Here is a 20,812-nt window from a genome sequence, read left to right as displayed (position 1 = left end):
GTCGGATCCGATCTTCGGGCGCTGTCGGAAGGCCGGCTGTTGTCTTTCTAAGCAAGGTGCCGCGGAGCCGAAGCCTGGCGCATTGCCCGGTATCCGAGTTCCAGAGCGCTGCGACGGCTCGACAGAATCCAGGGCGTCAAAAGAGAGGCTGGGATCCGCTGAACCCGGCGTGGTCGCGCACGGCTGTAAAAGCTCAGATGCATGTTCGTGCAGCAGTTCAGCTGGCAGCGAATTAATTCAAGCAATTGTAACGATCTGTAATAGTAGTGTCACAATGTTAGTCGGCTCTTTTTAAGATCGATGCAAGGGATGCATGGCTATAGGTGCGATAACCCCCACACCATAGCTGTCGGCAGTCCTATGCGTATCTCTCTGGGCGTCAAATTGTTCGCCGTCGTCGGCCTTCTCGGCCTCGTTGCCCTCGGGATCGCGGCCTTCGCCATCGGTCAGGCATCGGAGCGGCAGGCTTGGTCCGAGCGGACCGAGGCCGTCTGGAATGCGGGATTGCAGGCGCGCAGCCTCGCCCATGCGATCGAGCACGCGGTGGTCGAGGCGACTGCGCTCTACACGGCGGCCGATGCCGACGAAGCCCGCCCGCGCCTCGCCGCCCTGCAGACCGCCCTGGCCCAGGTGGAGCGGACCCGCGAGCCATTTCTTTCGGCCATGGAGGGGCAGCTTACGCCCGAGCAGAGCCGGAGGCTCGACCTCGCCGTGAAGGAGTTCGTCGCCTACCAGAGAGATACCGCCGAACTCGGCCTCTCCGTGTCACCGAAGGCCGCTTTGATCCAGGCGACCGATGAAGCCACGGTGAAGAACCGCGAGCGCATGGTGGCACAGATCAACGCCCTCGGCGCCGAGGTGCTCGCCAAGCTCGACGCACAGCGCGAGGCAGAGGCACAGTCGCAGCACCGGGCTACGATCGCCCTGCTGGCCATTCCCGCGGTCGGCCTCACCCTGGGGCTCGCGGCAGCCTTCTGGATTGCCATCTCGCAGATCCAGCGTCCTCTCCACCGCCTGAAGCAGACGATGCTCGGCCTTGCGGCGGGCTGTCTCGATGAGACCATCCCCTTCACGCAGCGTCGCGACGAGATGGGCGAGATGGCGCAGGCGATCGCGGCCTTTCAGCAGGCGCTCATCGAGCGGCGCGAACTCGATCTCAACGCCCAGCATCGCCAGGCGGAGGATGTGCGCCGGGCCTCGCAGCTCGCGGAGGCGACGCGCCTGTTCGAGGCGGAGAGCGGGATGGCGGTCGCCGAACTCGCCCGCTCCGCCGAGGCGATGCAGGCGGCCGCCGACACCCTCTCCGAGACCGCCTCCGAGACCACCGGCCGGGCCTCCGTCGTCGCGGATTCCTCCAGCAGCTCGGCCGGTGTCGTGAACAGCATCGCCGGCGCAGCGGAGCAACTCTCCAGCTCGGCCGGGTCGATCGCGGATCAGGTCCGGTATGCCCGGGAAATCGCGGGCGTCGCTCTCACCGACACCACCGTCCTCGGCGAGACGGTGGAGAGCCTCTCCAAGGCGGCCACCGAGATCGGAAGTGTGGTCGCCCTCATCCGCAGCGTTGCGGATCAGACCAACCTGCTCGCCCTCAACGCCACGATCGAGGCCGCCCGCGCCGGCGCCGCCGGCCGTGGCTTCGCGGTGGTCGCGGCCGAAGTAAAAGCGCTCGCCGGTCAGACGGCGCTGGCCACCGACCAGATCGTGGGTCAGGTCGGCGCGATCCAGGCCGCTTCGATGGGGACGGCCGAGGCGATCAGCTCGATCCGCAGGACGGTTGCGCAGATGACGGACATCGCCACGGAGGTCGCCGCGGCCGCCGGTCAGCAGGGGCAGGCCAGCCAGGAGATCGCCCAGGCGATCGGTCAGGCGGCGATGGAGGTCCGCACGGTCTCGGAGAACGTGGCCGGGGTACGGGCTGCCGCCTCGTCGAACGAGACGCAGGCGGCCCAGGTGCGAACGGGGGCCCTGCGTGTCGGAGAAAGCAGTGCGAGCCTGCAGGCGTCAGTGGCGACGTTCCTGTCGCGCGTGCATGCGGCCTGAGGCCCAGCAGGATCGTAAGGGGGAAGAGGCGGCAGGGCTTCGGCCCTGCCGCCGGTTCCGCTCTCTCAGAGCGGGATGTTGTCGTGCTTTTTCCAGGGCTGCTCCATGGCCTTGGAACGGAGCATGCCCAGCGCCCGCGCAATGCGCTTACGGGTCGAGTGCGGCATGATCACCTCGTCGATATAGCCGCGCTCGGCCGCGACGAAGGGCGAGAGGAAGCGATCCTCGTACTCCTTGGTGCGCTCCGCGATCTTCGCTTCGTCGCCGATCTCGGCGCGGAAGATGATCTCGACGGCGCCCTTGGCGCCCATCACCGCGATCTGCGCCGTCGGCCAGGCGTAGTTGAGATCCGCCCCGACATGCTTCGAGGCCATGACGTCGTAGGCACCCCCGAAGGCCTTGCGGGTGATGATCGTCACGAGCGGCACCGTTGCCTGGGAATAGGCGAAGAGCAGCTTGGCGCCGTGCTTGATCAGGCCGCCATATTCCTGCGCCGTGCCCGGCAGGAAGCCCGGCACGTCCACGAAGGTGACGATCGGAATGCCGAAGCTGTCGCAGAAGCGCACGAACCGCGCCGCCTTGCGCGAGGCGTCCGAGTCGAGCACGCCGGCGAGCACCAGGGGTTGGTTGGCCACGAAGCCGACGGTGCGGCCCTCGACCCGGCCGAAGCCGGTGATGATGTTGCGGGCGTAGGTCGCCTGGATCTCGAAGAAGTCGCCCTCGTCGACCACGCGGCGGATCAGCTCGCCCATGTCGTAGGGCTTGTTCGGATTGTCCGGGATCAGCGTGTCGAGCGACTTGTCGAGGCGGTTGACGTCGTCGAAGCTCTCGATCTCCGGCACGCCCTCGATGTTGTTGGCGGGCAGGAAGTCGAGCAGGCGGCGGATCTGCAGGATCGCTTCGACGTCGTTCTCGAAGGAGCCGTCGGCGATGGAGGACTTCGTGGTGTGGACCTTGGCGCCGCCGAGCTCCTCGGCGGTCACGACCTCGTTGGTTACGGTCTTCACCACGTCCGGGCCGGTCACGAACATGTAGCTCGTGTCGCGGACCATGAAGATGAAATCGGTCATGGCCGGCGAGTAGACGTCGCCGCCCGCACAAGGGCCCATGATGACCGAGATCTGGGGGATGACGCCCGAAGCCATGACGTTGCGGCGGAAGACCTCGCCGTAGCCGCCGAGGGCCGCGACACCCTCTTGGATGCGCGCGCCGCCGGCATCAAAGATGCCGATGATCGGCGCGCGCATCTTCAGCGCCATGTCCTGGACTTTGACGATCTTCTGGGCATGCGCCTCGGAGAGGGAGCCACCGAAGACGGTGAAGTCCTTGGAGAACAGGAAGACCTTGCGGCCGTTCACCGTGCCCCAGCCGGTGACCACGCCATCGCCGGGGATCTTCTGCTTCTCCATCCCGAAATCGTTCGAGCGGTGCTGCACGAACATGTCGAACTCCTCGAACGACCCATGGTCGAGGAGGAGTTCGATGCGCTCGCGGGCCGTGAGCTTGCCGCGCTTGTGCTGGGCGTCGAGGCGCTTCTCGCCGCCGCCGAGGCGGGCCTGCGCGCGCCGCTCTTCCAGCTTCTCGAGGATGTCCTTCATGGTCTTCCGGCGGCCCCACCCTTCGTGATCATTTTTGCCCTGGCCAGAATCGTCCGTCCGAGTCGTTGGCCCGGCTTGGCCATGGCAGGCTGACCGCCTCTAGCATGCGTTGCCGCCTCCGGAAACGGGGCGAATTGTATGCAAAAAGGCCTGTTGCCGGCGTGCCTTGCGGCCTTGCGGGCTCAGCCTGGCCCTTCATGGTGGAGAGGACGAGCCCCGGTCAGCCGTCAGGGGCTACGGAGAGATCGCAGCCAGTTTCGCGGCGGCATCGAACTCCGCCCTGCGGTAGGCGAGCCGGGCCTCGGCTTCCGCGTCCGGCCCCCAGATGCTCGCCTGATAGGTCTCGTCGACATGCGCCGCGGCCCAGGCGGTCTCGGCATCGAGCCGGCGATGCAGCACGGCGAGTGCGATCAGCAGCGAACCGGTCAGCGTGGTCATGGCGTGGAGAGCCGCGAGGCGGAAAGGATTCCGCTCGGTCAGCACAGCCTGACGGAGAGCTGCGACCGCGGTGTCCGGCTGGGCAACATGCATGACGCCCTCGCTGAGGATCAGGCGTGCGCCGAAAGCCTCATGCGCCCAGTCGATCACCGGGTCCCAGGCTTCCGCCTGGGCGGCAACGAGCCGCTCGGGCTCTGCGGCGCGATAGGTGACGAGGTCAGTGCCGGCATAGGCGCACAGATCCTCGGCCACAGCCTCCATGCGGGACGCGACGCCATCGATGGCGGAGTTGACGAGCCGAGTCAGGGGCATCGTCGCGGGATCGATGAACGCGCGCTGCGCCTCCCATTCGGCGGCGAGCGCTTCCGCGATAGCCCGATCCGGCACGGAGAGCCGATTGCGGGCCGGAGTGTTGGCGTTGCGGCCATCGAGCGTCAGACGAAAGCCGCCCTCCCCCGCCTCGGCAGCGGCCTGCTTGTAGAAGCGCTTGGGCAGGGGCGGCTTGGTCTGAGCCCGCGCCGCCTGCAGCGGGTCGGTACGCGGTGAATCGCCCGGATCGCCGAGCCAGTCGCGGGTAACATCGTCGCTCATTCTGGGCGCCTTACACCAATCGAGGGGCCTCGGGCGAGGTGCCGTCAGCGCGCGTTCAGGGCATCGGCGAGGGAATTTTGCTGCGCGTCGTCGAGCGAACCGGAGAAGAGATCGTTCAGGTTCTGGGCCGAGTCCACGACGGTAACCGCGCCGGCTCCGTAGAGGGCGCCCGGCGTATGATAGCCCCAGCCGACACCGATGGCGGCCACGCCCGCATCCCGGGCCATCATCATATCGTAGGTGGTATCGCCGATCATGACGGTCATGGGGGCCTCGGCGCCGGCCTCCACCATCGCTTGGCGAAGCATGGTCGGGTCGGGCTTCGAAGGCGCATCGTCCGCGGTCTGGATGGTCGTGAACCAGCGCTCCCAGCCGTATTTCTCGACCAGGTGGGCGACGCCGCGGCGGGATTTGCCGGTTGCGATCCCCAGCCGGACGTCCCCGCGGGCATGAAGCCGCTCGATCAGTTCGCCCATGCCGGGAAACAGAGGCTCTTCGTAGTTCGGATCGATGCGCAGCGCCTGGAAGGCGTTGCGGTAGCTGTCCGAGAGCGAATCGATGGGGCCGGCATCGCCCACGAGTCGACGAAAGGCCTCGCCTAAGGAAAGACCGACGACGGACAGGGCCTCCCGACGGGCGGGTGCGGTCATGCCATGGGCCGCGAAGGCTCGCGCCTGGGCTTCGACGATCAGGTGCTGGCTGTCGACGAGGGTCCCGTCCACGTCGAAGACGACGAGCCTCACCACGGGTTTGCCTCGCGCACTGTCCTCACGGCCGGCGGCCGGATGCGGGCGGCTGGCCCTGGCCCAGCGGCTGTGCGCGCCGTTCGTAGCCAAGGCGGCAGCGGATCAGGAAGCGACGCCGGGCACCCCCGCGAAGATTGCGCCGATGCGATTCCCGGTTGCAGCTCGCATAAGACACGCGCCGGCGACCCGCGCTTCGTGGCGTCCCTGCGGGCGCGTTCGGTGGCTTCGTCTGTGCCTGAGCGGCTGCCTTGATCGGCGGCGGCGCTTGAGGGGCGGCCTTGTCCGCCGTCTCGAGGTCCTGCTCTGTCTGTGGTGCGGACGTCGGGGGGGACGTCGTCCGCTTTACGGCGGCCGCTTGCACCGGTCCGGCCATGGCAAGCCCGGCAAGGGCGAGGAGGAGGAAGGTCGCTGGCTTCATGGTTCCCGGCGAGACACGTCGGTGCGGGGACCGGTGCCTCGCGACCGGCGAAGGCGCCGTGCCGCTGGCCCGGAGCGCAGCCATGGGGCAAGGATATCGCTCGCTTGGCATTTGCCAACCCGGCCGATCGTCTCAGCAGCCGGATCGGGCCTTGTCGGGGTGGTTCCTGTCAGGCCTCGGGTGCCTCGACGATCGGGTCGTAGCGGGCCGCGTCGAAGCCGAGCAGGTTCCAGCTCTGGGCCATGTGCGGTGGCAGCGGCGCGCTGACATCGACCGGCTTGCCGGTGCGCGGATGCGGAATCACGATCCGGCGAGCCAGCAGGTGCAGCCGGTTCTGGATGCCGCCGGGCAGCTCCCAGTTCTCCACGTCGAAATATTTGGGATCCCCCACGATCGGATGGCCGATATGGGCCGCATGCGCCCTGAGCTGGTGGGTGCGCCCGGTCACCGGCTTGAGCGACAGCCAGGACAGCTTCTGCGCCGCCTGATCGACCACGGCGTAGTAGGTGAGCGCATGGCTCGCGCCCTCGTCGCCATGCTTGGCGATGCGCATGCGGGCATCCGCATCCGTCGGCTCTTCCTTGGCGAGATAGGTCGAGACGCGGCCCTGGCGGGTCCGCGGCACGCCGGCGGTGAGCGCCCAGTAGATCTTGCGCGCCGCCCGCGAGCGAAAGCTCTTGGCGAGTGTCGCCGCGGCGAGCCGCGTCTTGGCGATGATCAGGCAGCCCGCCGTGTCCTTGTCGAGGCGGTGAACGAGGCGCGGGCGCTGGCCGCCCGGCTCGGTGAGCGCGTCGAGTAGCCCGTCGACATGCCGCACGGTGCCGGAGCCGCCCTGGACGGCCAGCCCGAACGGCTTGTTGAGGATCATCATGTCCGCATCCTCGTAGAGGATCAGCGAACGGAGGAATTCGGCATCCCCGGCCACCTTGCTCGGGCTGCGCGGGCGGTCGGACGGCTGATCGAGCTTCAGCGGCGGCACCCGCACCGACATCCCGGGCTCCAGCCGGTCGTTGGGCTTGGCGCGCTTGCCGTCGACCCGCAGCTCGCCCTTGCGGACGATGCTCTGCACCCGGGCGAAGGGCAGCTGCGGGAAGCGGGCGGTGAGGAAGCGGTCGATGCGCATCCCGGCTTCGTCCGCCTCGACCGTCAGGGTCTGCACGCCGGTGGCCAGCGTCTCCGAAGCCGCGGCACGCTGCTCCCGGCGGGTGGGCGCCTCCGCTGCGACGGTGGCCTTCGGCGCCCGGGCCGCGGCCTTGGGCGGCGCAGATCGCGGCTTGCGCAGTGCCTTCTCCGGAGCGGGCGCAGCGTCCTCGGTCGCCCAGGGGGACCGGTCGGCGACGTCCTCGCCGCGGTTCTTGGCAGCGCGGCGCGCGGCTTCGAGGGCGGAGGTGCGCGGTCCGTTGCCGGCCCGGGGCGGACGGCTGCGCGGGCCGCCGAAGCCCTTGCCTCCGGCCCCGTCGCCTCCGGAGCCCTTGCCGCCGCGATGTGGTGGTCTTCCCTTCATGGCTCGCTGCTAACACCGTGCCCCGGCGCCGCAAAGCGGCCTCCGCGCGGGCGACGGCTGCGAAAAGTCTTCCGCGGCCTGTCGGACACGGGGGAAAAACCACATCCTTGCCGCGGGTGGCCCGGAAAGAACGGGGCCGCCACGAGCGTGGAAATGTCCCCGATGCCCAGGATCACCCCCTGATCTGGTTCGATTCGGAAGCCGAGGCGGCGGTCGCCTTCTGACGCTCCGTCTTCGCCCAGTCCGAGGTTGCAAGCCGCCGCCCAGAGCGCACATGCGGGCAATGCCTGACGCTTATCCCGGCAGGCGTCCCGCCTCGATGGTGAGGCCGAGGCCGACCGAGCCGAAGGTGTCGCCCTCCACCACCTTGGCGCGGGGCAGGCTCGCGGTCAGGGCGGCGCGCACATGCGGCAGGCCGGTGGAGCCGCCGGTGAGGAACAGGGCGTCGATCCGTTCCGCCGGCAGGCCGGCCTGCTCCAGGCAGCGGCCGATCCGGGCGGCGACGCGGCGCGACAGGTCCTCGGTGTGCCCGACGAGGCGGTCGCGGTCGATCCCGACTTCGAGCTCCCGCTCCACGAAGCCGAGATCGACGCTACCGTGCCCGGTCTCCGAGGCGGCGATCTTGGCTCCTTCCACCTGCATGGCGAGGCTGTGGCCGCGCTCGGCCTCCACCACGCTGCGCAGCCGGGTGACGAGATCCGGCCGGGCGCCGTCGCGAATCACCTCGTCGATCTCGCGCAGGGTCTTGGGATTGTAGAGCCGGTTGATGCTCGACCACGTCGCGAGGTCGTGGAAATACGCATTGGGCACGGCGAGGTCGCCGCGCTTCATCGGGCTGCCGAGGCCGAGCAGCGGCATGACCGCGCCGAGGCTGAGGCCGCGGTCGAAATCCGTGCCGCCGATGCGCACGCCGTCATTGGCCAGGATGTCTTCGACGCGGTCGTCCCGGCGATGCCGCTCCGGGGAGAGTCGCACGATCGAGAAATCCGAGGTGCCGCCGCCGATATCGGCGATGAGGGCAATCTCCTCCCCCGTCACCCGCTGCTCGTAGTCGAGCGCCGCGGCGATGGGCTCGTACTGGAAGCGGACATGGCGGAAGCCGATGCTCTGCGCGATTTCCCGCAGGGTCTCCTCCGCCTTGCGGTCGCCTTCCGGATCGCCGTCGACGAAGTGCACCGGGCGGCCATGCACCACCGTGTCGAAGGAGACGTTGGCCTCCGCCTCCGCCCGCGCCTTCACCGCGGTGAGGTAGCGGGCGATGACGTCGCGGAAGCGGATGCGCTCACGCCCGACCGGGGTGGTCTCCTCGATCAGCGGCGAACCGAGCACGGATTTCAGCGCCCGCATCAGCCGGCCGGGCACGCCCTCGACATAGGCTTCGATTGCCGCGCGACCGATCGCCGGCTCCCGGCCCGGCGGGAAGAAGATCGCGCTCGGGATGGTGCGGTGGCGTCCTTCCAGGGGCAGCAGAGTGGGCAGCCCGGCCTTCACGAGGCCGAGGGTGGTGTTGGACGTGCCGAAATCGAGGCCGCAGGCCGCCATGGGAACCGGTCTTGCTCAGGAAGGGGGGCGGCTCCGTTAAGGCGCCTTGCTGCGCCGCGCAATCCCGGCTTCCGGAGAAAGGATCAAGCCTCTCCGAGATAGCGCCGACGCAGGTGCCGGCCAAAATCCTCCGCGCCCAGCGGCTTGCCGGTGGCGGCGAGCAGAATCTCGTCGGTCTCGAGCAAGCTCGCCTTCGCGTGCACGTGGTCGCGCAGCCAGGTCCGCAGCTGGGTAAAATCGCCCTGCGCGAGGCCCGGCAAGATGCCGGGCTCCGCGGCGCAGGCGGCGCGGAAGAGCTGCGCGGCGGCCATGGCGCCCAGTGTGTAGGTCGGGAAATAGCCGAAGCTGCCGCCGGGCCAGTGGATGTCCTGCAGGCAGCCGAGGCGGTCGTTCGGCACGCTGAGCCCGAGCAGGTCGCGCATCCCCTCATTGAAGGCGCCGGGCAGGTCGGCCACGGCGAGGTCGCCGGCGACCATCGCGGATTCGAGGGCGTAGCGCAGCAGGATATGGGCCGGGTAGGTGACCTCGTCTGCATCGACCCGGATGAAGCCCGGTGCCACCCGCGTGTAGAGCCGGTGCAGGTTCTCCGCCGTCCAGGCTGCCCCCTCCCCGCCGAAGGTGGCGGCGAGCTGCGGGGCGAGATAGGCGCAGAATTCCGGGCTGCGGCAGGCCTGCATCTCCACCAGCAGCGACTGGCTCTCGTGCAGGCTCATGCCCCGCGCGCTGCCGACCGGCTGGTGGTGCCAGCGGGCCGGGCGGCCCTGCTCGTAGAGGGCGTGGCCGGTCTCGTGCAGCACGCCCATCAGCGCGCCGGTGGCGCTCGCCGCGTCGTAGCGGGTGGTGATGCGCACGTCGTCCGTGGCCCCGCCGCAGAACGGGTGCAGGCTGACGTCGAGCCGGCCGCGGGCGAAATCGAAGCCGACCGCCTTCATCAGGGTGAGGCCCAGCGCCTTCTGCGCCTCCACCGGGAAGGGGCCGGGCAGCGGCAGCGGCGCGGCCTCCGCCGCCTGCTTTTCCTGCACCGTCGCGATCAGGCCCGGCAGCTCCGCCCGCAGGGCCGCGAAGAGCGGATCGATGGCAGCCCGACGCATGCCGGGATCGTAGCCGTCGAGCAGCGCATCGTAGGGATCGAGCCCGAGGGCGGCCCCCTTGGCCTGCCCGACCTCACGCTGCAGCCGCAGGGTCTCGGCCAGATGCGGGGCGAGCAGGGCGAAGTCGGCATTCTGCCGCGCCTCGCGCCAGACCATCTCTGAGCGCGAGGCTGCCTTGGAGCTGGCCGCCACGAGGTCGGCCGGGACGGCGGAGGCGTGGAGATAGGCCCGGCGCATCTCGCGCAGATTCGCTCGCTCCCATTCGCCGAGGTCTTTCGTCTCGTCCTGCGCCTGCCCCAAGAGGTCGCCGGTGCGCGGTGCCACCAGGATCTCGTGGGCGACCACGCTCAACTGCGCCAGCTGCTCGGCCCGCCCCTCCGCCGCCCCGTCCGGCATCAGGGTCTGCATGTCCCAGCCCAGGATGCCCGCCGCGTCCTGGATGGCGCCGATGCGGGTGAAGGTGGCGGCGAGGGCGTCGTAGGCCTGCATCGTGCGGCGTCCTTGGGATGAGGGTTGAGCCTGTTTAGGGGGTGACGGGGGCGAGGGGTAGCTGTCAGCGCGGCGCTGCGGCGGAACTGGGTTTGCGGCGCCGGCCGCGTTGACACGCCCGGCATCGCGGCCTACCCCTCGTTTCTGTACCGATCGGTACAGAAACCCAGGAGCCAGGAGCGCAGCCATGGCCGAGTCCCGTCCGCCCTTCCCGCCCTTCAGCCGAGAGACGGCGATTCAGAAGATTCGCGCGGCGGAGGATGGCTGGAACGGGCGCAACCCGGAGAAGGTGTCCCTGGCCTATACGGTCGACAGCCGCTGGCGGAACCGCTCGGAGATCTTCCAGGGCCGCCCGGCCATCGTGGCGTTCCTGACCCGCAAATGGGGGCAGGAGGACGAGTACCGGCTGATCAAGGAGCTGTGGGCCTTCACCGACGACCGTATCGCCGTGCGCTTCGCCTACGAGTTCCACGACGCGTCCGGGAACTGGTTCCGCGCCTATGGCAACGAGAACTGGGAGTTCGACGCCAACGGTCTGATGCGGGTGCGGCATGCCAGCATCAACGACATCCCGATCCGGGAGAGCGAGCGTCTGTTCCACTGGGACCGCTCCGGTCCGCGCCCGGCCGACCATCCGGGCCTGACCGAACTCGGGCTCTGACGGGCCGCCGATGGCGCGGGTGGCGTCCGGGCGGGAGGAGCTGTTGCCCGTGCTCGCGGAGGTGTTTCGCGAGCACGGTTTCGAGGGGGCGAGCCTGACCCTGATCGGGACGCGCACCGGCCTCGGCAAGGGCAGCCTCTACCACTTCTTCCCCGGGGGGAAGGAGGAGATGGCCGAGGCCGTGCTCGCCTCGATCGAAGCGTGGTTCGAGGCGGAGATGTTCCGGCCCCTGCGGGAGGCGGAGGATCCGGCGCGGGCCGTGCGGAACATGCTCGGGGCGACGGACACGTATTTCCGCTCGGGCCGGCGGGTCTGCCTCGTCGGGGTGCTGGCGCTCGGGGAGGTCCGCGACCGCTTCGCCGAGCGGATCGACAGCTACTTCGCCGCTTGGCGGGATGCCCTCGCCGAGGCCCTCCGGCGCTACGGTCTCGACGCGGCGGAGGCGCGGGCCCGGGCCGAGGACGCGGTCGCCGCGATTCAGGGCGGCCTCGTCGCCGCCCGGGCCCTGCGCGACCCAGCCCTGTTCACGCGGCTGCTGGCGCGGCTGGAGGAACGGCTGCTGGCGGGATAGCCCCCTATTCGGTCTCCCGCCGCTCCCGGCGCAGGCGCTCCCACCATGCGAGGCGCTCGGCGTAGCGGGTCTCCATGCCCCGGTCGGTCGGCGCGTAGAATTGCTGGCGGCCGAGCTTTTCCGGCCAGTAATCTTGGCCCGAGAAGGCGTCCGGCTCGTCGTGGTCGTAGCGGTAGCCCTCGCCGTAGCCGATGCGCTTCATCAGCTTGGTCGGCGCGTTGAGGATGGTGCGGGGCGGCGGCAGGGAACCGTGCTCCTTGGCGACGCGGGTGGCCGCCTTGTAGGCGGTGTAGACCGCGTTCGATTTGGGCGCGCAGGCGAGATAGACCGTGACCTGCGCGAGGGCGAGCTCACCTTCCGGGCTGCCCAGGAAATCGAAGGCGTCCTTGGCGGCGGTAGCGACCACCAGGGCCTGCGGGTCGGCGAGCCCGATATCCTCCACCGCCATGCGCACGAGCCGCCGGGCGATGAAGAGCCGATCCTCGCCTCCGTCGAGCATGCGGCAGAGATAGTAGAGCGCTGCGTCGGGGTCCGAGCCGCGCACGGTCTTATGCAGGGCCGAGATCAGGTTGTAATGGCCCTCCTGCGACTTGTCGTAGATAGGCGCCCGGCGCTGCACGAGGGTCTGGAGCATCTCCGCGTCGAGGGTCTCGCCGGGCCGTCCGGAGCGCCAGATCTCCTCGGCCAGGGTGAGGGCCGCGCGCCCGTCGCCGTCGGCCATGCGCACGAGGACGGAGCGGGCCTCCTCGGTGAGCGGCAGGGGCTTCTTCGTCAGGTCCTCGGCCCGGGCGAGCAGCTTGGCGATGGCCGCCTCGTCGAGCGCCCGGAACAGGAGCACGCGGGCGCGGGAGAGCAACGCCGCGTTGAGCTCGAAGGAGGGGTTCTCCGTGGTGGCGCCGACGAGGGTCACCGTGCCGTCCTCCATCACCGGCAGGAAGGCGTCGAGCTGGGCCCGGTTGAAGCGGTGGATCTCGTCGACGAAGAGCAGGGTCCCCTGCCCCGTCGAACGGCGCTTGCGCGCGGCGTCGAAGACCTTCCGCAGGTCCGCCACGCCGGAAAAGATCGCCGAGACCTGCTCGAAATGCAGGTCGGTCTCGCGGGCGAGCAGCCGGGCCACCGTGGTCTTGCCCGTGCCCGGCGGCCCCCAGAACACCAGGGAGCCGAGGGTGCCGGAGGCCAGCAGCCGGGTCAGCGCCCCGTCCGGGCCGGTCAGGTGCTCCTGGCCGACCACCTCGGCGAGGGATTGCGGGCGCAGGGTGTCGGCCAGCGGCCGGGGCGCGGCCCGGTCGAGGCCGGCCGAGGCGAAGAGATCGGACATGGCCGCATCAACACTCCGCTGTGGCCGATCAAGCAAGGCCCCCGGTGGCCGCGCCCACAGGGCTGACGTCATACGAAATCCGGCCGATCGCTTCGCGATGCGGATTCCGCCTTCGCTCAGGCGCCGCGCTGGCTTGCCGATACCGCGGACGCGGTCTCAGCCCCCGAACAACGAGGTCAGCACCTCGCCGCCGCGGTTGATCGAGACCTCCCACATGCCGAGGCTGTTGCGGGAGATCTTCTCGACGTCCTTGGTCGAGGTGATCGGCGTGCCGTTGATGGCGACGATCACGTCGCCCTTGCGGAACCCCGCCCGGTTGGCGATCGAGCCGTCATCGACGGCGGTCACGGCGACGCCCTCGGCGGGCAGATCGACCTGGATCTCCTCGGCCACCGCCGGGGAAGTGTTGACGAGGGTGGCGCCGACGAAGGGCGAGCGGGTCTTCACCTTGATCGGGTCGCGCGGGCGCGTCTCCGGGGCGGGGCCGAGCTTCACGGCGAGCGTCTGCCGCTTCGAGCCGCGCAGGATCCCGAAATGCGTTGAGCCGGAGATGCCCTTGAGGGCGAAGCGGTAGCCGAAGGCCTCCGGGTCGTCGACCTGCTGGCCGTCGATGGTCAGGATCACGTCGCCGCGCTTCAGGCCGGCCTCCTCCGCCGGGCTCTTAGCCTGCAGGCTCGCCACCAGCACGCCGCTCGGGCGGTCGAGGCCCACGCTCTCGGCGATGTCCGGCGTCACGGTCTGGACCCGGGCGCCGAGCCAGGGCCGGCGCACCATGCTGGCGCCGTTCTTGGCGGTCTCGACCACCGTGCGCACCATGCTGGCGGGGATGGCGAAGCCGATGCCGTGGCTGCCGCCGGATTGCGAGTAGATCGCGGTGTTGATGCCGACGAGATGCCCGCGCAAATCGACGAGCGCGCCGCCGGAATTGCCCGGATTGATCGCCGCGTCGGTCTGGATGAAGAACTGGTAGTCGGAGGAACCGACCTGCGTCCGGGCCAGCGCCGAGACGATGCCCTGGGTCACCGTCTGGCCGACGCCGAAGGGATTGCCGATCGCCATCACGAAGTCGCCGACCTCGAGATGGTCGGAATCGCCGATCGGCATCGCCCGGATGTCGTCCGGGCTCTTGATCTTGAGCACGGCGAGGTCGGTGCGGGGATCGCGCAGCACGATAGTCGCCTCGAATTCCCGCTTGTCGGCGAGAGCGACCTTCACCTCGTTCATGTTATCGATCACGTGGTTGTTCGTGATGATCAGCCCCGAGGCGTCGACGATGACGCCGGAGCCGAGGGAGCGCTGGGCGCGCTCCCGGGGCATGCCCCCTGGTCCGTCCTCTCCGAAGAAGCGGCGCATGAACTCCGCCATGGCGTCCTGGCGGGCGTTCCGCTTCTCCACATGCGAGGCGTAGACGTTCACCACGGAGGGGGCGGCCTGTTTCACCACCGGCGCCAGGGAAAGCTGGATCTCGCCCTTCGACAGGGGGATCGCCTTCTCCGACGTGTTGGCCATCTGCGCCCGGGCGGATGGGGCGGCGAGCGGGCTCGCTGCGAGGAGAAGGGCGGCGAGAAGACGGACGGGCGGGCGCGGCGAGGCGGACATGCGGGGCTCCCCGGAGGCAATCGGACGAGCGGCTATCTAGTGCCGTTTTGGCCCGGGCGGAATCCGTCGGAGCGCGGCGCGACCGCGTCCGGCCCGCGCGCTGCCATGCCGGGCCGGCATCCATCGCGGCATGGATTCCGGCGCGTGGCGCCCTACGGCACCCGCTTGCCGGACGGCGTCGGCGCGGCTTCCGAGAGCAGCGTGACGGTGACCCGGCGATTGGCCGCGAGATAGGGGTTGTCGGGAAACATCGGCTCGGTATCCGCCTTGCCGGCCACGGAGGCGAAGCGGTCGCCCGGCACGCCGGCATTGGCGAGGATCTCGCGCACGCTCACGGCGCGGCCCGCCGAGAGCTCCCAGGGCGGCGCGGGCGGGCGGATGCCGGGCCGGTCGCTCGCGGTGAAGCCCGTGACCGCGATCCGGTTCGGCAGCTTGGCGAGCGTCGGGGCGATCTTTTCCAGGAGGCGGCGCGTGCGGTCGTTCGGCCGGGTCGAGCCGTCTGGGAACATCGAGCGGCCGTCCTGGTCGACGATCGAGACGTCGAGGCCGCGCTGGCTCGGGGCGACGATGATGTTCTTCGAGAGCTCCGCGATCTCCGGCATGTCCTGCATCGCCTGGCGCAGGGAGGCGGCTGCCTGGCCGAAAGCATCCGGATAGCCGCGATCGGGGATGCCGTCGTCGAGGCCGCTATCCGTGGTCGGCGGGGTGGTGCGGTCGGAAGCACGCTCGGGCGGGATGTCGCGGAGGTATTTCACGTGGTCGGCGGCGGGCAGCCCCTGCGACTCGATGATGCCGGCGAACTTCGATTCCTTGTTGGTGCCGAACGCGTCGCGCATCGAGCCGGCGACGACCTGCAGCTTCTTCTGGTCCTGGGTCGAGTAGGCCGCGACCATGACGAAGAAGCTCATCAGCAGCGCCATGAGGTCGGCGAAGGTCACGAACCAGCCGTGACCGCCATGGGCTCCGCCGCGCTTCTTCTTGGCCACCGCACCGTGCTCCCCGGCTCAGACTGCGCCCGCCTCAGGCGGCTTCCGCGGTCAGCTCTTCGCGGTGGTTGTGCGGGAGGTAGGCGATCAGCATCTCGCGAACCAGCGACGCGCTCTTCTGGTCGCGGATCAGCAGGATGCCGTCGATGATCAGGGAGCGGGACACGTCCTCCTCCTCGAGCTTCACGTGCAGCTTGTCGGCGAGCGGCAGGGTGATGAGGTTGGCGATCACCGCGCCGTAGAGCGTGGCGAGCAGCGCGGTCGCCATGGCGGGGCCGAGCTTGGACGGGTCGGACATGTTGGCGAACATGGCCACCATGCCGAGGATGGTGCCCACCATGCCCCAGGCCGGGGCGCAGTCGCCGTAGGCCCGATACACCTTCGAGCCCTCGTCGAGATGCATCAGGAAGTTGTCGCGGTCGCGCTCCATCGTGTCGCGGATGAAGTCGCGGTCGTAGCCGTCGGCAATGTAGCGTGCGCCCTGGGCGAGGAAGGGATCCGAGATCTCCATGTTCTCCAGGGCGATGGGGCCGGACTTGCGCACCACGTCGGCGATCTTGGTGATCTCTTCGATCAGCTCCCGCGGCTTCACCGAGCGGGTGGTGAAGGCGTAGCGCAGGCCCATCGGCAGGCCGTGGACGATGACGGAGAAGGGGAAGCGGATCATGGTCGCGGCGGTGGCGCCGCCGAACACCACGACCACCGCATGCTCCGACGCGTAGGCGCCGAAATGGCCGCCGTCGAGCATGATCAGGCCGACCACCACGCCGAGACCGGAAATGAGACCGAGAGCCGTCGCGAGATCCATGGACGCCGTCCGAACGCGCCCCGCCGGGAGGGCGGGCACTGGGCGCAGACGTAAACAAACAGGCTGAAGGAACCGTAAAGACGAAGGCGCGCCGGATGCATCCCGTCAGCGCCCGTTCAGGCGGGATCCGTCATAAACCGGTCCGCTGTATCGGGCTGAGGACCGTCGTGACATCCTCGGGCGGGGCTGCGCGCGGCAGCTTGTCCCGGCAAGCCGGACAGCCGCGGGTGCTCGGAGAGCGGTTCGATGTCGATGATTCGGCTCTATGCGCGGGTGATGGGGCTTCTGCGGGCGGATCGCCGCCTCGCCATCGGCCTCGTGCTCGCCAATGTCCTGCTCGCGGTCGCGGCCTTCGCCGAACCCCTCATCATGGGCCGGATCATCGACGGGCTGACCCGGCTCGGGGCCGGCTCGGAGACCACGTCGCTGGTGCCCTGGATCGGCGCCTGGGTCGCCTTCGGCTTCTTCACCATCGCTGCGGGCGTCGCCATCGCCCTGCATGCGGACCGGCTCGCGCACCGCAACCGCCTGACCACCATGGCGAACTATTTCGAGCACGTGCTCGACCTGCCGCTGGCCTTCCACTCGGCCAACCATTCCGGCCGTGTGCTCAAGGCGATGCTGGAGGGTACGAACGGCATGTCCTGGCTCTGGCTCGGCTTTTTCCGCGACCATCTCGCCGCCCTCGTCTCCCTGGGCGTGTTGCTGCCGATGACGCTGTTCATCAACTGGCAGCTCGGCGCGATCCTCGTGGTGCTGGTGCTCGTCTTCACCGGCCTCACCACCTTCGTCATGCGCCGCACCGAGGCGTTGCAGGGCGAGGTCGAGCACTATCATTCGGGGCTTGCCGCCCACGCTTCCGACGCCCTGGGCAATGTCGCCGTGATCCAGTCCTTCACCCGCGCCAAGGCGGAGAAGGAGGCCATGCACGGCATCATCCGCGACCTCCTGAAGGCGCAGATCCCGGTCCTGTCCTGGTGGGCGCTCGCCGCGGTGGCGACCAAGGCCTCGGCCACGCTCACGATGACCGCCATCTTCATCACCGGCATCCTGCTGCACCAGAACGGCTCGGCGAGCATCGGCGAGATCGTCGCCTTCATGAGCTTCGCCACCATGCTGGTGGGCAAGCTCGACCACGTGGTCAGCTTCGTGAACGGCGTGTTCCAGCAGGCGCCGAAGATGCGGGAGTTCTTCGCGATCCTCGACACGGTGCCGGCGGTGCGCGACCGCCCGGGCGCCAAGCAGGTCGCGCGCTTCTCGGGCGAGGTCGCCTTCGAGAACGTGGGCTTCTCCTATGACGGCCGCCGCAGGGCGCTGGACGGCGTGTCCTTCACGGCGGAGGCCGGGCAGACCATCGCCCTCGTCGGCACCACCGGCTCGGGCAAGTCGACCACGCTGGGCCTGCTGCACCGGACCTTCGATCCCGATACCGGCGCGATCCGCATCGACGGCACGGATATCCGCGACATCGGGCTCGCTTCGCTGCGTCACAACATCGGCGTGGTCTTCCAGGAGCCGATGCTGTTCGCCCGCTCGATCCGCGAGAACCTGCAGGTCGGCCGGCCCGACGCGACCGACGCCGAGATGATGGAGGCCCTGGAACGGGCCCAGGCCATGGAGTTCATGGCCCGCCAGCCCGACGGCCTCGACACCGTCATCGGCGAGCGCGGCCGCTCCCTCTCCGGGGGCGAGCGCCAGCGCCTGTCCATCGCCCGGGCGCTTCTCAAGAATCCGCCGGTGCTGATCCTCGACGAAGCGACGAGCGCCCTCGACGCGGCCACCGAGCGCAAGCTCCAGGGCGCCCTGGAAGCGGTGATGGAGGGGCGTACCACCTTCGTGATCGCCCACCGGCTGGCCACGATCCGCAACGCGGACCGCATCCTCGTCTTCCATGAGGGGCGGATCGTCGAGGCGGGCCATTTCGAGGAGCTGGTGGCGCAGGGCGGCCGCTTCGCCGAGTTGGCGCGGGCGCAGTTCATGGCCGCCGGGGTTGGCGCCGAGTCCCTGCCGCTGGCCGCCTGACGGGAGCCTCCACCTGCCGGCACCTATTCTATTGCGTCCAAGACGATTGGCTCCATGATACCGTCGAGCCAACAAAAAACGGCCCATTGTCTTGCGAGAATGGGGCCGTCAGGTGGGTCTGTCGCAGTAGAGCATGGAATAAAAGCCGCCAGCCGCGAACAGTTCCCGCGGTTCCGCTCTTAGAAATGTCTGAAATGTGGCCCGGCCCATGTCCTCGTCGAGATTTCGTGGGCGCTGGATGCAAACCAATGGTTGTGGTGTGTGATCGGCGGGCGTCTCGACTGTATTCTACCGCACGGTTCTTGCGGCCGGGTCAGGGCGGCGCGACGCCGGCCTGTCGCGCCCGCATCCGCGCCTGCAATTGCTGGCGCCGCGCCGCGATCACGGTGCCGTTGATCTCGCCGCCGAACAGGAACATCGCCGCCAGCCAGTAGAGGAAGACCAGGAACACCATCGCCGTGGCGAGGCCCCCATAGGTCGAGGCGTAGGCGTTCGAGAAGCGGTCGAGATAGAAGCCGAAGCCGAGGCCTGCCAGGAACCAGAGCACCAGCGTCACGGCGATGCCGGGCAGAACCGCGGCGACGGGGCGCCGGCCCGCCGCGACGAACTTGTGGGCGATGACCAGCACCAGGGCGATCAGCACGGCGGTGAGCGCGATGCGGCCGATCGCGACGGTGAGGCCGAGGGGCTCGAGGCCCGGCGCGACGAAGACCGCCTGCCGCCAGATCAGGGGGCCGAGCACCACGAGCAGGGCGAAGGCCAGCATGGCGAAGGCCCCGCACACGACATAGCCGATGGATTCCAGCCGGGTCAGCCACCAGGGCCGCATCTCCCGCAGGCCGTAGGCGCGGTTGAGGCCGACGCGCAGGCTCTCGACGCCCGAGGAGGAGAAGTAGAGCGCGAGCAGGGCGCCGAGGGTGAGCACGCCGCCGCGCTGCTCCGTGAGCACCCGATGGACCTCCCCCGCGATCGGCTCCGCGATTTCCCGTGGCCAGGCTTCGAAGATCAGGATGCCGGCCTCGTCGGCCAGCGATTTCGTGCCGAGAAGACCGGCCAACGCCGCAAGCAGGATCAGAAACGGGAACAGCGAGGTCAGGATCGAGAGCGCGATATGACTCGCGATCGCCCATCCGTCATGGGCGACGAAGCGCTGGGCCGCGAGGCTTGCGATGTCGAGGCTTGTTCGGAGGACGCGCAAGGGCTGGCGAGGACCTGGAGAGCACCGGCCGTGGAGAGGACGGCTCGGTCGACATACGGGCCAGGGCCCGCCTCGCGTCAACGGAGCGGCGCCTCCCGAAGCGGAGATCGCTTGGTCCGGTGACGCGGGTGCCACAGCTCAGGATCGTGCCGGTGCATACAGGAGCGCGCATGGCCGATCCTCCCGCGTGGCCATTGCGGGCCGGGGGAACCCGTGTTGCTAGGTGCCGGCCATGCCCGACTTCACCAGCCGCTTCGTGATTCCGGCTCTCTTCGTGGTGATCTGGGCGACGGGCTTCGTCGCCGCCCGGTTCGTCGCGCCCTATGCCGAGCCCCTCGCTTTCGTTGCCGTGCGCCTCGTGCTGGTCGCGCTGGTGCTTGCCGGCATCGGCTTCGCCCTCCGTGCCGCCTGGCCGCGGGACGCGAAGGGCTGGCGCGACGGGATCGTCGCCGGGGTGCTGATGCAGGGGCTCTATGTCGCCGGTGTGTTCTGGTCGGTCCATCGCGGCCTGCCCTCGGGCATCGCCGCCCTGGTCGGCAGCCTGCAGCCGCTGCTGACCGCGGCGGTGGCTGGCCCGGTGCTCGGTGAGCGGGTAAGTCCGCGCCGCTGGCTCGGCATCGCGCTGGGCTTCTCTGGAGCCGCCCTGGTGCTGGCGCCGAAGCTCGGCGCCGTCGACGCCTCGGGTATCCCGCCGACGGCCCTCGCCGCCTGCCTCGGCGCCATGGGGGCGATGACCGCCGGCACCCTCTGGCAAAAACGAACGGGGGGCGGCAGCGACCTCGTCGCCAATGCGACGGTACAGTTCCTCGGCGCTTCCGCCATAGCGATCCCCCTGGCCTTGGCCGCCGGCGAGACGCGGCTTTCCCTCAGCCTGCCCCTCGCCGCCGGGATGGCCTGGTCGGTTCTCGTCAATTCCGTGGCCGGCATCCTGCTCCTGCTGGCGCTGATCCGGCGCGGCGCAGTGGCGGGCGTCGCCTCGCTGTTCTTCCTGGTGCCCCCCGTCTCTGCCGCGATGGCCTACGCCCTGTTCGGCGAGGCGTTGACGCCGGTGCAGATCGGGGGGATGGCGGTAGCGGCCCTGGGGGTTGCGGTAGCCAGTCGCGGGTGACCAAAAGTATCATGAATTCAAGGTCGATCGCTGCCTGACAACGGCAAGAAACCTCTACAGTGCGGCGCATCAACCCTATAAAGA

16 protein-coding genes are annotated in these 20,812 nt (G+C 69.3%); 5 read left to right on the top strand and 11 right to left on the bottom strand.

The window, feature by feature from the left end; all coding sequences use genetic code 11:
- The first annotated feature begins 360 nt into the window (after nt 1–360).
- Nucleotides 361–2,040: a methyl-accepting chemotaxis protein gene (locus tag MFF21_RS04830; protein WP_238310061.1), complete on the top strand. Its 1,680-nt coding sequence runs from the start codon at nt 361–363 to the stop codon at nt 2,038–2,040.
- Between the two features lie 65 nt (nt 2,041–2,105).
- Here the strand turns inward: MFF21_RS04830 and MFF21_RS04825 are convergent, their stop codons facing one another.
- From MFF21_RS04825 to MFF21_RS04800, 6 genes are all read right to left on the bottom strand, one after another.
- Nucleotides 2,106–3,638 (bottom strand): acyl-CoA carboxylase subunit beta, encoded by a 1,533-nt coding sequence (locus MFF21_RS04825; protein WP_238310060.1) that lies wholly within the window; start codon nt 3,636–3,638, stop codon nt 2,106–2,108.
- A 234-nt stretch (nt 3,639–3,872) separates the two neighbouring features.
- Complete coding sequence (locus MFF21_RS04820) at nt 3,873–4,667, bottom strand: ATP12 family chaperone protein (RefSeq protein WP_238310059.1); 795 nt, start codon at nt 4,665–4,667, stop codon at nt 3,873–3,875.
- 44 nt (nt 4,668–4,711) lie between these two features.
- Nucleotides 4,712–5,413 (bottom strand): HAD-IA family hydrolase, encoded by a 702-nt coding sequence (locus tag MFF21_RS04815; RefSeq protein ID WP_238310058.1) that lies wholly within the window; start codon nt 5,411–5,413, stop codon nt 4,712–4,714.
- A 587-nt stretch (nt 5,414–6,000) separates the two neighbouring features.
- Complete coding sequence (locus MFF21_RS04810) at nt 6,001–7,335, bottom strand: RluA family pseudouridine synthase (protein ID WP_238310057.1); 1,335 nt, start codon at nt 7,333–7,335, stop codon at nt 6,001–6,003.
- Nucleotides 7,336–7,629: 294 nt separating this feature from the next.
- Entirely contained in the window at nt 7,630–8,877 is a 1,248-nt protein-coding gene (locus MFF21_RS04805) for an Hsp70 family protein (protein ID WP_238310056.1), read from the bottom strand.
- Nucleotides 8,878–8,960: 83 nt separating this feature from the next.
- Nucleotides 8,961–10,457: a carboxypeptidase M32 gene (locus MFF21_RS04800; RefSeq protein ID WP_238310055.1), complete on the bottom strand. Its 1,497-nt coding sequence runs from the start codon at nt 10,455–10,457 to the stop codon at nt 8,961–8,963.
- 187 nt (nt 10,458–10,644) lie between these two features.
- Here MFF21_RS04800 and MFF21_RS04795 point away from each other — a divergent pair, with 187 nt between their 5' ends.
- Nucleotides 10,645–11,118 carry a nuclear transport factor 2 family protein gene (locus MFF21_RS04795; RefSeq protein WP_238310054.1) on the top strand — a complete coding sequence of 158 codons (474 nt, stop codon included), beginning with the start codon at nt 10,645–10,647 and terminating at the stop codon, nt 11,116–11,118.
- Nucleotides 11,119–11,128: 10 nt separating this feature from the next.
- Nucleotides 11,129–11,689, top strand: a complete 561-nt coding sequence (locus tag MFF21_RS04790; RefSeq protein ID WP_238310053.1) for a TetR/AcrR family transcriptional regulator — start codon at nt 11,129–11,131, stop codon at nt 11,687–11,689.
- A 4-nt stretch (nt 11,690–11,693) separates the two neighbouring features.
- Here the strand turns inward: MFF21_RS04790 and MFF21_RS04785 are convergent, their stop codons facing one another.
- The 4 genes from MFF21_RS04785 to MFF21_RS04770 form a co-directional block, all read right to left on the bottom strand.
- On the bottom strand, nt 11,694–13,007 hold the full coding sequence (locus MFF21_RS04785) for a replication-associated recombination protein A (RefSeq protein WP_238310052.1): 1,314 nt from the start codon (nt 13,005–13,007) through the stop codon (nt 11,694–11,696).
- Nucleotides 13,008–13,163: 156 nt separating this feature from the next.
- Nucleotides 13,164–14,606, bottom strand: a complete 1,443-nt coding sequence (locus MFF21_RS04780; protein ID WP_238310051.1) for a DegQ family serine endoprotease — start codon at nt 14,604–14,606, stop codon at nt 13,164–13,166.
- 152 nt (nt 14,607–14,758) lie between these two features.
- Nucleotides 14,759–15,592 (bottom strand): OmpA/MotB family protein, encoded by an 834-nt coding sequence (locus MFF21_RS04775; protein WP_238310050.1) that lies wholly within the window; start codon nt 15,590–15,592, stop codon nt 14,759–14,761.
- A 34-nt stretch (nt 15,593–15,626) separates the two neighbouring features.
- Complete coding sequence (locus tag MFF21_RS04770; RefSeq protein WP_238310049.1) at nt 15,627–16,400, bottom strand: motility protein A; 774 nt, start codon at nt 16,398–16,400, stop codon at nt 15,627–15,629.
- A gap of 246 nt (nt 16,401–16,646) precedes the next feature.
- Between MFF21_RS04770 and MFF21_RS04765 the strand changes: the two genes are divergently transcribed.
- Nucleotides 16,647–18,422 (top strand): glucan ABC transporter ATP-binding protein/ permease, encoded by a 1,776-nt coding sequence (locus MFF21_RS04765; RefSeq protein WP_238310048.1) that lies wholly within the window; start codon nt 16,647–16,649, stop codon nt 18,420–18,422.
- Nucleotides 18,423–18,735: 313 nt separating this feature from the next.
- Here the strand turns inward: MFF21_RS04765 and MFF21_RS04760 are convergent, their stop codons facing one another.
- Nucleotides 18,736–19,620 carry a YihY/virulence factor BrkB family protein gene (locus MFF21_RS04760; protein WP_238310047.1) on the bottom strand — a complete coding sequence of 295 codons (885 nt, stop codon included), beginning with the start codon at nt 19,618–19,620 and terminating at the stop codon, nt 18,736–18,738.
- Between the two features lie 232 nt (nt 19,621–19,852).
- Between MFF21_RS04760 and MFF21_RS04755 the strand changes: the two genes are divergently transcribed.
- Nucleotides 19,853–20,728 carry a DMT family transporter gene (locus MFF21_RS04755; RefSeq protein WP_238310046.1) on the top strand — a complete coding sequence of 292 codons (876 nt, stop codon included), beginning with the start codon at nt 19,853–19,855 and terminating at the stop codon, nt 20,726–20,728.
- Nucleotides 20,729–20,812 lie beyond the last annotated feature (84 nt).

The organism is Methylobacterium organophilum (genome assembly GCF_022179465.1).
Taxonomy (GTDB): Bacteria; Pseudomonadota; Alphaproteobacteria; order Rhizobiales; family Beijerinckiaceae; genus Methylobacterium; species Methylobacterium organophilum.
The sequence above is the reverse complement of the archived record's forward strand: the minus strand, read 5'-3'. Positions and strand labels throughout refer to the sequence as shown.